Below are 14,396 nucleotides of genomic sequence, written 5' to 3'. Positions count from 1 at the left end.
GAAGTGAAACGCCCCAGCGCCAATGGTACTGCGTCTCAAGACGTGGGAGAGTCGGTCGCCGCCAGGCCCGCAAAGCGCAAAAAATCCCTACAAAACATAACAATATCATCGCGGGGTGGAGCAGCCCGGTAGCTCGTCAGGCTCATAACCTGAAGGTCGCAGGTTCAAATCCTGCCCCCGCAACCAAATTTCCTACATAAAATCAGAATGTTACAAAGCCCGGTCTCAACCGGGCTTTTTGCGTTTGAGCGCCAATAGCCACCGAATAATCATTGATGCAAACAGTTCGGAGGTGCCGCCCCTCGCCGCTGCGATCCATCTCGTTGCCGAGCGGGCTTGATACCGGTCATCCCTTCTATGTGCCGGATGCCTCCAGCCGCTTGCCGCGGACGAAGTCGGAGGGCGTCATGCCGTATTCGCGCAGGAACAACTGCGAGAATCGGCTGGGGTTGGCATAGCCGACCGCCAGCGCCGTTTCGGTCACCGTCGCCCCGTCGCGCGCCAGCAGCGTGCGTGCCTCCTCCATCCGCGACTTCTGCAGGAAGCTGTAGACCGGCAGGCCGAACTGCTGGCGGAAGCCGTCCTTCAGCCGCTTTTCGCTGAGGCCGACGCAGGTGGCGAGGTCGTGGATCGTCCAACTCCGGTCGAGCTGGCGCAGCAGCGTGTTCTTGGCCTCGTTGAGCTTGCGCGAGTCGCGCAGGATCTTGGTCCTCTGGCAGAACAGCGGCTCGCGCACCATCGAGATGGCGGCGGTGAGCAGGTCGAGGCAGCGCGCCTCGATGGCGAGATCCTCGCAGCAGCGGTCGAGCCCGCTGGCGACCAGGCCGGCGGCGAGCGCGTCGATCATCTCCGTTGCCGGGAACCGCCCGACCCAGAACGAGCCGGTGGCCGCGACGGTGAGCGGATGCCCGCCGAGCGCCTGCTCGAACAGCACCATGGCGTCGAGCCGGCGCAGGAACGCCTCGCTGGCGCGGATCTCGATGCCGCGGAACCGCGTGTCCGCCGGCACGTCGTAGACCCCGCAGATCGGTGTCCTGGAGAAGATCATCAGCGCCGAGCGCGGGTCGTAGTCCAGCCGCACGGCGCGTGGATCGCCGTCCAGCGCCTTGAGGATGCTGCTGCCGGTGGCGTGTTGCAGAAGGACGATGGTCAGGCCCGGCGCCATGTTGGCCGTCCGGCGGAAGCGGTCCTGCAACCGCAGGTCATAAACGGACAGTTCCAGCCCGAGGCGGATGCCGAAGCGGCGGAAGTCTCCGTCGATCGCCGTTTCCGTCAGGCCGCTGTGGCTTGGCTGCCGGGCCGCGAGATCGAGCTCGCTGGCAGCCTGGCTCAAAGGGCGCTCTTCGATGTTCAGAGCCATTCGAACCTCTCCCGGGGCTGTGCACCAGAAAAGTGCCTAGTGTGGTGAATTTGAAATACGCCTCACTTCGGCGGCACGCCCAGAGCGTATTTCAAATTCGAAAACCACACTAGAAACATAGACTTGCTGGTCACCCTTTTTGAATCTGAAGTTCGTTCGGAGCATGCCGCCAAAGGTGACGAACTTCAGATTCGGGTGACCAGGGCGACGAGTGCACGCGAAAATAAGTATCCGATTGGGACCTTGCCGGCCCGGATCGGGGTAGCGGGCACACCCATGATCTCCAATTCTTGACTGAAAAAGTCAACATTTAATCGCGCTCCCACGAAACCCGCCTGTTCCACCAAATGCGCCATTCGCTAGGGGAAAACAGCGGGTTATCGCACTGCGACAGGTTAGCTGGAGTTCACGCATGTCCGTTGTCTCGTCTCAGATTCCCGCCGTCGAAACGCTGGTCGATGCCATTGCGCACTGGGCCGGGGAGCGGGGAGAGGAGATCGCGCTCGACTTCCGCGCCCGCGCTGGAGCTGAGCCGGTGACGCTCACCTACGCGCAGCTTTCGGCGAGCGCCCGGGCGCTCGCCGCACGTCTGGCGCGCGAAGGGCATCGCGGCGACCGGGCGCTGATCCTGCTGCCCTCCAGCATCGACTATGTGGTCGCCCTGCTGGGATGCATGCAGGCCGGGGTCATCGGCGTGCCCGTAAACCTGCCGGGCCCCTCGCGCGTCCGGCGCGTGCTCGGCAAGGTCGGGCCGATCGCCGCCGACTGCACGCCCCGCTTCATCGTCACCACCGACGAGATCCGCCGCCAGTCGCAGGCCGCCCTCGACGCCTTCGCGCGGGAGATCGGCGCCCGCGTCCTGATCCTCGATCCGCCGTGCGAGCGGTGCTCCTGGCAGGGGGATCCCCTTCGCGGCACCGACACCGCCTTCCTGCAATACACCTCCGGCTCGACCGGCGAGCCGAAGGGCGTGATCAACGGCCACGCCCCCCTGATGCGCAACCTGCGCTTCATCTCGCGCCTGCTGGCGCCGAAGGAGCGGCCCGTCGTCGTCAGCTGGCTGCCGCTCTATCACGACATGGGGCTGATCATGGGCGTCTTCGCGCCGCTGGTCGCCGGCGGCAAGGCGGTGATCCTGTCGCCGACCTGCTTCGTCGCCGACCCGCTCCACTGGCTGGAGGTCGCCTCCGCGGAAGGCGCCGGCATGATGCCGTGTCCGGCCTTCTCGATGGATGCCTGCGTCGAGCGCTATGACGCCGAGCGCTGCGCGAGCCTCGATCTCAGCCGACTGGAAAGCTTCATTCCCGCCGCAGAGCCTGTGCTGCAGCGCCAGGTCGCGGCCTTTTGCGAGACATTTGCTCCTCATGGGCTACGGTCGGCGGCGATCCGCCCGGCCTACGGGCTTGCCGAGGCGACGCTGCTGGTGACCACCGGGTTCGAGCCCGACGGCCCGCGCCTGCTTTCCATCGATGCCGCCGCACTGGAAGACGGCCGGGCGATTGCGGTTCCAGACGGCGCGTCCGGGTCACGCGTCTACGTCTCCAACGGCGCGGAGACCGACGGCCAGGACGTGCGGATCGTCGACCCGCAAACGCTCCGGACCCTGCCCGAGGGACAGGTCGGCGAGATCTGGGTTGGCGGCGACGAGGTCGCCTGGGGCTATTGGGGCAACGAGGCGGCGACCGCCGCCACCTTCCGCGCCGTTCTCGCCGACGGGCCGGGGGAGTTCGCTCGGGGAGGGCCGTTCCTGCGCACCGGCGACCTCGGCTTCCTGCAGGACGGCCATCTCTATGTGACGGGCCGGCTGAAGGACATGATGATCCTGCGCGGCCAGTGCCACTATCCCAACGACCTTGAGGCCAGTCTTGTCGGCGTCCATCCGGCCATCGTCGGCGGCGCGGCGGCGGCCTTCGCCGTCGAGGACGAGCGCGGGAACGAGGCGGTCGTGCTGGTGCAGGAGGTGCGCCGCGACGGGTCGCTCGACCCGCGTGAGGTCGACAGCGCCGTCCGCGAGGTGATCGCCCGCGAGCACGGCCTTGCGCTCGCGGATGTCGTGCTCATCCGCAAGGGCACGTTGAAGCGCACCACCAGCGGCAAGGTCCGGCGGGCGGAGATGCGCCGCGCCTATCTTGCCGGCGAACTCGTGCCGGCGGTCCGGGAGCAGGCCACCGGGCACGACACCGGGCCGGCCCCGCAGCCGGCGGCAGCGGGCGCCGACCACCACGCGCTGGTGGCGGAGATCGCCGCTGCGGCGCTCGGCCTCGGCTCGGCCCGCCGGATCGACCCGCAGGCGAGCCTTTTCGCCCTCGGCTTCGATTCTCTTGCGGCGACGCAGGCGATTGCCGCCCTGGAGGCCCGGCTCGGCCGCCAACTGCCCGAAGGACTCCTCTTCGACCATCCGACGATCGCCGCGCTGGCCGACTGGCTGGCCCGTGCCGAACCGGCGAGCAGCGAGGCGGGCGGCGACGCTCCTGTCGTCGACTCCGCTTCCGCTGCCGAGGCCCACACGTCGCGTGCCCCTCGCGCAGAGCCGCTGGCGATCGTCGGTCTGTCCTGCCTGTTTCCCGGTGGCGAGGAGGACTTCGACGATCCCGCCCGCTTCTGGTCCTTCCTGATGGAGGGCGGCGATGCGGTGCGGCCGCTCAGCCCCGCGCGGTTCGCGCCGGAGCCGGAGATCCCCGGCTTCGGCGCCTGCCTGACGCGCGTCGACGGGTTCGACGCGGCCTTCTTCGGGATGGGCGCGCGCGAGGCGATCAACACCGATCCGCAGCAGCGCCTGCTGATGGAGGCCGCCTGGCATGCGCTGGAGGATGCCGGCATTCCGCCCTCCCGCCTTGCCGGCACGGACACCGGCGTCTTCATCGGCATCGGCACCGGCGACTACGGCCACATTCCCTTTGCCACCGGCGACCGCTCGCATCTCGATCCCTATTACGGCACCGGCACGGCCTTTGCCGCCGCTGCCGGCCGGCTCTCCTTCTTCTTCGACTGGCACGGGCCGAGCCTTGCCGTCGACACCGCCTGCTCCGCCTCGCACGCGGCGGTGCACAGCGCCTGCCAGGCGCTGCGCCTTGGCGAATGCGGGGTGGCGCTGGCCGGCGGCGTGAAGCTGCAGATGCTGACCGAGATCGACCTGGTGCTGGCGCGTGCCGGCATGCTGGCCGCCGACGGGCGCTGCAAGACCTTCGATGCCTCGGCGGACGGCTATGTCCGCGGCGAGGGGCTCGGCATGGTGGTGCTGAAGCGCCTGTCCGACGCGCTGCGCGACGGCGATCCGATCCGCGCCGTGGTGCTGGAGAGCGTGCTGGCGCAGGACGGCGCCAGCGCCGGCCTCTCCGCGCCCAACGCCGCCGCGCAGCGCCGGATGATCGACACCGCCTTGAGGCGCGCCGGCCTGGCGCCGGGCGACATCGACTATCTGGAACTGCACGGCACCGGTACCCGCCTCGGCGATCCCATCGAGTATCGCGCCGTGCGCGATGTCTTCGCCGGCCGGCCGACGGACGACCCGCTCTATCTCGGTTCGGTGAAGACCAATATCGGCCATCTGGAAGCCGGCGCCGGCATTGCCGGCCTGATCAAGGCGGTGCTGGCGGTGGAGGCGGGGCAGGTGCCGCCGCATCTCCATCTCAATGAGGTCAATCCGGAGATCGGCCTCGGCGAGATCCCGGCCGTGGTGCCGGACCGGGCCACCGACTGGCCGCGTCGGGGTTCCGTCCGGCGCGCCGGCGTCACCTCCTTCGGCTTTGCCGGCACCATCGGCCACATCCTGCTGGAACAGGCGCCAGAACAGGCACAGGAGGCCGAAGGGAGCGAGGCGGAGGGCAGTACGCAGGGCCGGCCGCCGCTGCTTCTCGCCTTCTCCGCCCGCAGCCGCGAGGCGGCGGACGGTCTGCGCCGCGCCTTCGCCGAGCGCTTGTCGCAGCCGGGCACGGATGCCCGCGCGCTGGTCAATGCGGCGGCCCATCACCGCGACCATGAGGCCGGCCACCGGGTTGCGGTTGCTGCCGGCGATGCGGCGGGGCTCATTGCCGAGCTGGAGCGGGCGGTCTGCGAGGATCGTCCGGCCGCACCTGCCCGCATCGCCTTCCTCTTCACCGGGCAGGGCGCGCAATATCCGGGCATGTGCCAGGGGCTCTATGACGCCGAGCCGGTGTTCCGCGAGGCGTTCGACCGCGCCGACGCGGCGCTCCTGCCGCATCTCGGCCGCTCCATCCGCGATCTCGTCTTCTCCGCCGGCGAGGAGGAACTGCGGCGCACGGAGTTTGCCCAGCCGGCGCTCTTCGCCGTCCAGTTCGCCCTGGCGCGGCTGTGGCGCGACTTCGGCATCGAGCCCGCGGCTGTCATCGGCCATTCCATCGGCGAGTTCGCCGCCTTCGTCCATGCGGGCATGCTGGAACTCGACGACGCGGCCCGCATCATCGCCCGTCGCGGCCGGCTGATGCAGGACCTGCCGGAGGCCGGGGCGATGCTCGCCGTCCGCCTGCCGCAGGACGAGGCTGAAGCCCTTGCCACAAAGCATGGCCTGTCGCTTGCCGCCGTCAATTCCTCCGCGGATGCCGTCCTTGCCGGCAGCGAGGACAAGGTGGACGAACTGGCGGCCCTGCTGGAAGGGCAGGGCATCAGCGCCCGCCGCCTGCATGTCTCGCACGCCTTCCACTCGGCCCTGATGGAGCCGATGCTGGAGCCCTTTGCCGAGGTCACCGGGGATATCGCACTTGGCCACCCGCGCCTCGCGGTCTTTTCGACCGTGACGGGAGCGGCGCTGAAGCGGGCGCCGGGGTCCGACTACTGGGGCACCCAGGCCCGCCGTACCGTCCGCTATGCCGAGGCGCTGGGGGGTGCTTTCGAGGCAGGCTTCGACACGTTCATCGAGATCGGCCCCCGACCGGTGCTGACCATGCTGTCGCAGCGCGAGGCCCAGCATCACGATCTGACTGGTGCCCTGTTCCTGGCGAGCGCCGCGCCGGACGACGGCAACGGCCTGATGCTGCGCCGCAGCCTTGCCGCGCTCTACCGGCGCGGCGTCGACGCCAACCGCGCCGCCGTGTTCCGGGGTGAGCGCGCCCGGCCCTCGCTCCTGCCGCTCTATCCCTTCGTGCACAAGTCCTACTGGCTCGACTACGGCGCCTCGCAGCCGGCCCGTGCCGCCCTGCCGGCACCGGGGCGCGACAGCTCCGGCGAGCTGCCGCTCTACCGGGTCGAGTGGGAGAAGGTCGACCTGCCCCCGGCGGCTCCCGCCGCCGCGTCTATCCCCGTCGCGCCGCTGCTTGCGGTCGGCGGGTCGCCGGACCTTGTCGAGACCGTCCGCGCGGCCGCGCAAGGGCGAGATATCACCGCTTGCGGCAGTGACGGCGAGGGCATCGGCAACTCCGAAGCCATCATCGTCTGGCTCGACGGATTTGACGCGAATGGGGGGAGGGGGGACGCGGAGGCCGGGGTCTCGATCTTGTGGAAGTTGATACGCCTTTCCCAAAACTTGCAGTCGCTTTCGCAGAAATTTCGCATCCTGCTTCCGACCCGCTCCGCACAGGGCGAAAACGGCACGAATGCGCCATTTCAGGCTGCGTTCTGGGGCGCGGCACGCTCGCTCTCGATCGAATGCCCGGACCTGCAGATCCTGCTCGTCGACATCGCTCCGGACTGCGATCCGGCCGGGATATTCACGGATCTCCTGCCGCGGCTGGATGCCGTTTTCGAGCAGGAGGACATGCTGCAGGCGCGCGCCGACGGCTGGTTCTCGCCGCGCATAACCGCGATGGAAGCACCGGCGCCGGAAGAGGCTGCGAGCCTGCCGGTCGACGGGGCCTATCTCGTATGCGGCGGAGCCGGTGCCACCGGTGCGCATGTGGTCGAGTGGCTGGCCGCAAAAGGCGTCCGACATATCGTCGTCACCGCCCGCAGCGCGCCCGGCCCGAGGGTCCGCGCCGCCTATGAGCGGCTCCGGCTCGCCGGTGTCGACATCCGCCATGTCGAGGCGGATGTCGCCGACGAGGCGGCGATGGCCGCCGTCCTTGCTGGCATCGACGGGGAGAACGTGCCCCTGCGCGGCGTCTTCCATTGCGCCGGCATCGGTCTTTTCGACACGCTGGAGGAGCTGGGGGAGGAGAATTTCTCGGCCGTGCTGCGCTCCAAGATGCAGGGCTCGCAGGTGCTGCATCGCCTGACCGAACACCGCACCGACCTTGTCGCCTTCGTGCTGTTTTCCTCCATCTCCGGCGTCTGGGGATCGCGCCTCCAGATCCATTACGGCGCTGCCAACGCCTATCAGGATGCCCTTGTGCGCCTACGCCGCGCCCGTGGTCTGCCCGGCTTGTCCATCGCCTGGGGGCCGTGGGGCGGCAAGGGCGGGCTCTCCGACCTGGAGGACAACCTGCTCGACCTGCTGCGGCGCGCCCGCATCCACAAGTTCGAGCCGGCGCGCGGCATCGCCACGCTGGACCGGCTCGTCGCCGGCCCCGGCGGCAATGTCGTCGCCGTCGACGTGGAGTGGCAGGCCTTCGCGCCGCTCTATCGCGCCTTCGGGCGCAGCGACCTGCTGGCCCGTGTCGCACCGGCACTTGCCGGGCCGGTGGAGGGCGAGCATCCGGACTGGTCGCGCCTGTCGGAAGACGAGCGCCGTCAGACGGTTGGCGCTTTCGTCGATGCGGCGTTGCGCGAGGTGCTGAAGGTCGACGCCGGCGTGTTGAGCGATGAGGCGGACCTCATCGGCCTCGGTCTCGATTCCATCCTGGTGATGGATCTCGCTCGTGTCATCGCCCGCGACCTCGGGCTTGCCTGCCCGCTGCGGGCGATCTTCGAGAACGCGACACCCGGCCGCCTGCGCGCCCATCTGGTCGACCTCGCCGGAGAGGCGGAGCCGGCACCGAGGAGCGGGGATACCTCGGCCGGCAGCGGCGGGCAGGGCCTGATCCTTGCCGATGCCAATGCCCGCCACGAGCCGTTCCCCCTCACCGAGTTGCAGTATGCTTACTGGGTCGGCCGCGATCCCCGGCATGTCCTCGGGGGCATCGCCTGCCACGCCTATCTGGAAACCGAGCCGGATACCCGCTTCGACATCGCCCGGCTGGAGGACGCCTGGAACCTGCTGATCGCTCGTCACGATGCGCTCCGACTGGTCGTCGACGACACGGGCCGCCAGCGCATCCTCGCCGACGTTCCCAGATATCGCATTGACGTAACTGATCTTTCAGGCGCCGATCCGGACCGGATCGCCTATCACCTGCTGGAGATGCGCGAGAGCCTGTCGCACCAGGTGCTCGATCCCTCGGCCTGGCCGATGTTCGACATCCGCGTGACACGTATGCCCGGCGGCCGCGACCGCCTGCACATCTCCATCGACATGCTTATCAATGATGCGATGAGCAGCCAGATCCTCTGGCAGGAATGGCAGGCGATCTACCGGGCTGGCTCGGCCGAGGCCGCCGGGCTGCTGCCCTTCACGATCTCCTTCCGCGACTATGTGCTGGCCAAGTCGGCAGCCGATGCGGAGCGCAAACGCCGCTTCGAGACCGACCGAACCTACTGGCTGGCGCAGCTCGACGAGCTGCCGCAGGGCCCCCAACTGCCCCTGGCGCGTGCGCCGGAACATATTGGCGCGCCACGCTTTTCGCGGCTGCAGGCCGGTCTCGACGCAGCTCGCTGGGAGGCTCTGAAGGCGCAGGCCCGCGCGGTCGGGGTGACGCCTGCCGGCCTGCTGGTCGGCGTCTTCGGCGAGGTGCTCGCCGCCTGGAGCGACCAGGCGCGCTTCTCGCTCAACCTGACGATCTTCGACCGCCTCGCCCTGCACGAGGACGTGCCCCGGCTGGTCGGCGACTTCACCTGCCTGACCCTGCTTCCGCTCGAGTTCGGCACCGCCATGCCGCTCGGCGAGCGCCTGCGCGACGTGCAGGGGCGCATGTTCGAGGCGCTGGAGCACCGGACCTTCAGCGCGGTCGACGTGCTGCGAGAGCTCAATCGCGGCGGTTCCGGCCGGCAGTTCGCAGCGCCCGTGGTCTTCACCAGCCAGCTCGGCATGCAGGACCCCACCAAGGGCACGTCCGAAGGAGATGTGCTCGGCCGGCTTGTCCACGGCATCACCCAGACGCCGCAGGTCTGGCTCGATCATCAGGCGGGCGAGCAGGACGGCGGGCTGGTCTACAACTGGGATGTGGTCGACGGGCTGTTCCCGGCAGGGCTTGTGGAAGGGATGTTCACGGCCTATGGGGCGGTGCTGGAGCGGCTGGCGGACGAGGCGGCGGCGTGGGGCGAGCCCGTCGGCGACCTCAGGCCCGAGGGCCAGAGACAGGTGCGCCGCGCCGTCAACGAAACGGCACGCGAGCTGCCGCTCGATCTGCTGGACGCACCGTTCTTCCGCAATGCGCAGGCCAGGCCGCAAGCCTTGGCGCTGGCTGCCGGGGGGAGGTCCTACTCCTACGCCGAATTGGCCGGCTGGGTCCGGCGTCTTGCCGGAGGGCTCCGCCAGGCCGGTATCCGCCGCGGCGAGCGTGTCGCCGTCCTGATGGAGAAAGGGGCAGAGCAGGCCGCCGCGTGCCTCGCCATCCTCTCCCAGGGCGGCGTCTATGTCCCCGTCGATCCAGCGATGCCCTCGCCGCGCTTTGCCAGCATCGTCGAGACGAGCGACATCCGGCTGGCACTGACGCAGGCCCGGTTGGCTGACCGCCTGCCGGAATTCTCCGGAAAACTTGTCCTCGCCGACGAGGAGGCCTGCACAGGCTACGAGGAAGCGGACCCGGCGAGCGGGCGCGCACTCTCCGACGAGGCCTATGTCATCTACACCTCCGGCTCGACCGGAATGCCCAAGGGCGTGCTGATCGACCATCGCGGGGCCTCCAACACGGTGCTCGACATCAACGCCCGCTTCGATGTGGATGAAAACGACCGCATCTTCGGCTTCTCGGCGCTCGGCTTCGACCTCTCCGTCTACGACCTCTTCGGTACGTTTGCGGCCGGGGCGGCGCTGGTGCTGCCCGACCCGGAGGGAACGCACGACCCTTCGCACTGGGCGGAGCTGATCGCCCGCCACGGCGTTACCGTGTGGAACTCGGTGCCGGCGGTCTGTGACCTGCTGCTCGGCGAGACGGAGGCCGACCTTTCCAGCCTGCGCCTCGTCCTGCTGTCGGGCGACTGGGTGCCGCTGAAACTGCCGGCGATCCTGCGCGAGCGGGTGCCGGGCGCACGGCTCATCGCCATGGGCGGGGCGACGGAAGCCTCGATCTGGTCCAATTGGTTCGAGGTGGAGGAGGTGCGTCCCGGCTGGACGTCGATCCCTTACGGCACGCCGCTGTCCAACCAGAGCTACCGGGTGCTGGATGCACGCCTGCGCGACCGGCCCGACTGGGTGATCGGCGACCTGCATATCGGCGGCGTCGGTCTGGCGCTCGGCTATGAGGGGGACAGGGAGCGGACCGAAGCCGCATTCATCGCCCATCCGGACGGCGAGCGGCTCTACCGGACCGGGGACATGGCGCGCTACTGGCCGGACGGGATCATCGAGTTCCTGGGCCGCCGCGATACACAGGTGAAGATCGCCGGACACCGCATCGAACTCGGGGACATCGAGGCCGCGCTGGCCGGTCATGCGGGGATAAGGGACGCGGTGGTCGATGTCGTCGGCTCGCAGGAGCGCGGGCGACGGCTGGTTGCTTGGCTGCGCCTGGAGGGTACTCATCCGGATTTCCATGAGACGCTTGCCGCCGACCTAGCGGAGGCCGCGGCCATTGCCGCGTCCCTCGGGGATAGTCTTGCATGCGGTATCGATGGCACCGCCTTGCCGGAGGGCAGAGCAGGCGCCTACGCGGACTGGCAGGCCGGGCTTGCGGCTCGGATGCTCGCGGACCTCTTCGCGAAAGCGGGGCTGCTCGGCGAAGGGGACAAGTCCTTCGATCCGCAGGATGCGGCCTCCGCCATCGGCCTTGCCGCCGACTTCCGGGCGCTGCTACCGCGCTGGCTCGCCCATCTGGAGCGGCAAGGCGTGCTGAGGCGCGACGGCGCGCGGTTCGCGGCCCATGCGCTGCCGCCGGCCTGGGAGGATCTGGAGCGCCAGGCCGGGGAAGCGGGACTTGCCTCCGGCCTCCTCGCTCGCGTCGAAGGACTGATGCCGGAGCTTTCCGCCGTGCTGCGCGGCGAGACGGATCCGCTGGAACTCTTCTACGCGGAGGGGGCCGATCTCAGTCCCGAGCGTCTGGCCCGGCTGCATCCTTGCGCGGTCGATGTCCATCGCCGGATCGGCGAAGGGCTCGCGGCCATGGCGAAGACGGCCGGCCGGCCTCTGCGCGTTCTGGAGATTGGCGCCCGCGCCGGCGTCGCCTCTCGCGACTGGCTGACCGGATTGACCGGAGCAGCGGGAGATCTGCCTGCGCACGCCTTGGTCGATCTCGTGCTGGCCGATCCTTCGCCCTTGCTGCTTGCCGAGGCGGCGCGAAACCTGCCGGGCGGAGCCACCGCCGGAACGGCGGTCTTCGAGCCCGAAGGCACCATGCCGGCGGATCTCGAACCAAACAGCTTCGACGTCGTCCTTGCCTTCAATGCCCTGCACCGGGCGCGCGATGTCGGCGACCTTCTGGCGAATGTCCGCTCGCTGCTGAAGCCGGCCGGACACCTGCTGGCGGTGGAACTGACCGTCAACGGCCCGATGATCGACCTGACGGCGGGTGTGATCGAGCGCGGTTTTGCCGGGCTGGCGGACGGACGCAAGCAGAGCGGGCTGCCGCTGATGGCAGCGCCGGCCTGGACGCAGAGCCTCGGGGCGGCCGGTTTCGACGCCGCCATGGCCCTCGATCCCGCCGGCAACGGCGATCTCGCCGTTCTGGTCGCCCGGAACGTCGACCCAGCGGTGCGGTTCCGTCCCAAGCGGGTGATACGCCATCTCGAAGGCGTGCTGCCGGCCTATATGGTGCCGCGTCAGGTCGTGCCGCTGTCGACGCTGCCGCTGTCGGCCAACGGCAAGGTCGACCGCAAGCGCCTGCCGTTGCCGGGGGAGGCCGCTCCGGAACACCAGGCGATCGCGGCACCACGCAGCGAGAGTGAACGCCGGCTTGCCGCGATCTGGAGCGAGTTGCTCGGCCATCAGGTCGGGTGGGATGCCAATTTCTTCGCGGCCGGCGGCGACAGCCTGATCGCCGTGCGGATGAGCGAGCGGATCCGAGCGGTCTTCGGGCGCAAGGTGAAGCTGCGCAGCATTTTTGCGATGCAGGACCTTGCCGAACTCGCCGCCCATCTCGACGACCTGGGCCGGGAGGGGCAGGAGGCCTCCGGCGAGGCGCCGGTGCAACTTTCCGTCGACCCGCACGCGCAGTTCGAGCCGTTCCCGCTCACGGATGTGCAGCAGGCCTATTTCATCGGCCGCCAGCCGCTGTTTCCGCTGGGAGGGGTGTCGACGCACATCTTCGCGGAGATCGACGTCACCGATCTTTCCGCCGAGGCGCTGGGCTGGGCGTGGAACCGGCTGGTGCAGCGGCACGGCATGTTGCGGGCGGTGATCGACGAGGAGGGCAACCAGCGGATCCTGCCGCAGGTTCCGGTCTTTTCGGCAATGACGTCGGATCTGACTGAGGGAGACGAGGCGGCGCTCGAGCACTGGCTGGAGCGCCAGCGCCGGGAGATGAGCCACCGGGTCTATGACACAGCGCAATGGCCGCTGTTCGACGTGCGTATGGCGAAGCACAGTGGCGGCGTCAGGCTGCTGGTCAGCCTCGACAATCTCGTCTGCGACGGGCGCAGCATGGTCATGCTGCTCTCGGAATGGGCCGCGCTTGCCCGCAACCGGGAAACCGTGCTGCCGCCGCTGGAACTGTCCTTCCGCGATGTGGTGCTGCACTGGGAGCGCGAGGAAGCCTCGCCCGCCCATGCGGCCAGCCTGGAGCACTGGTTCGCCCGCCTGCCGGATCTGCCGCCCGCACCGAGCCTGCCCCTGCGGCGCAGGCCCGAGGACCTGACGCCGCCGCGCTTTGCACGTCTTGCCGGAACGTTGTCGCACGCCGAGTGGGCCGCGTTCCGCGCCAACGCGGCGGCGACCGGCCTGTCTCCCAACGCGGCGCTTCTTTCCGCCTATGCGGCGAGCCTGCGCGGCGGTGGGGGCGGCGACCGCTTCAGCGTGAACCTGACGCTGTTCCGCCGCGATCCGATCCATCCGCAGATCGACCTTCTGGTCGGCGACTTCACCTCGCTGCTGCTGGTGCCGTTCGAGGCACGCGAAGGGGAGGGCTTCGCCGCAGCCGCACGCCGCCTGCAGGACCGGTTGATGGAGGATCTCGAGCACGCCCGGGTTTCGGCAGTGCGGGTGATGCGCGAGGCCGCAAGGCGCGGCACGGATGCACAGGCGCTCGCCGTTCCCGTGGTCTTCACCAGCGGTGTCGGTGTCGACAATACAGCCTCGGACGGCAGCACGGCGGATTGGCTGGGTCGCTTCACCGGCGGCATCACCCAGACGCCGCAGGTCTGGATCGACCACCAGGTCGTCGACCGGGACGGCGAACTCGCCTTTAACTGGGATTATGTCGAAGGCCTGTTCGACGGCGAGTGGATCGAAGGCGTGTTCGACGCCTATCGCCGGATGCTGTCGGATCTGGCGAGCGATGCGAACGCCTGGCAGGCCCTGCTTGCCGCTGTCGATCCTGCCGCTCCCGGCGCATTGTCGGACGCGGCCAGTGGCGAGCCGGAGACGGAACCAGCCGTCGCGGTCGGTGCTCCTGTCGACGCTCCTGTCGATTGGGAGATTGCCGATCTGATCGCCGACCTGCTGGCGCAGGAGCTCGGCATCGACGCACCGGACCGCGAGGCAAGCTTCTTCGAGCTGGGAGCAACGTCGCTGACCTTGCTGCGGCTGCACCAGAAGCTGCGCAAGGCTCTGGGGCACAATTTTCCGGTCGTCGCCATGTTCGCTCATCCTTCCGTCCAAGCACTCGCCGGTCATCTCGGAGCGCCCGAGCCGGCCCTTGCCGGCGAGGTCGGCCGTACAGGCACGCGCCGGGCGGCGGGGCGGGCCAATGCCGAGCGCCGGCGCCGTGTGCGCGAGCTGTGATCCGTCAATTCCCTC

The 14,396-nt window shown here is 69.1% G+C and carries 2 protein-coding genes and 1 tRNA gene; 2 read left to right on the top strand and 1 reads right to left on the bottom strand.

Translation table 11 applies throughout. The annotated features are described in order from the left end of the window. Nucleotides 1–109 precede the first annotated feature (109 nt). Nucleotides 110–186, top strand: a tRNA-Met gene (locus TSB10P1A_RS01480). A gap of 169 nt (nt 187–355) precedes the next feature. Here the strand turns inward: TSB10P1A_RS01480 and TSB10P1A_RS01475 are convergent. After that, on the bottom strand, nt 356–1,360 hold the full coding sequence (locus TSB10P1A_RS01475) for an AraC family transcriptional regulator (protein WP_186386134.1): 1,005 nt from the start codon (nt 1,358–1,360) through the stop codon (nt 356–358). A 412-nt stretch (nt 1,361–1,772) separates the two neighbouring features. On the opposite strand from TSB10P1A_RS01475, the gene TSB10P1A_RS01470 reads away from it, so the two are divergent. Next, a complete protein-coding gene (locus tag TSB10P1A_RS01470; protein ID WP_186386133.1) occupies nt 1,773–14,381 on the top strand; it encodes a non-ribosomal peptide synthetase/type I polyketide synthase in 12,609 nt (4,202 codons plus the stop codon). The last annotated feature ends 15 nt before the right edge of the window (nt 14,382–14,396 follow it).

This window comes from Stappia sp. TSB10P1A (assembly GCF_900185725.1).
Taxonomy (GTDB): Bacteria; Pseudomonadota; Alphaproteobacteria; order Rhizobiales; family Stappiaceae; genus Stappia.
The sequence above is the reverse complement of the archived record's forward strand: the minus strand, read 5'-3'. Positions and strand labels throughout refer to the sequence as shown.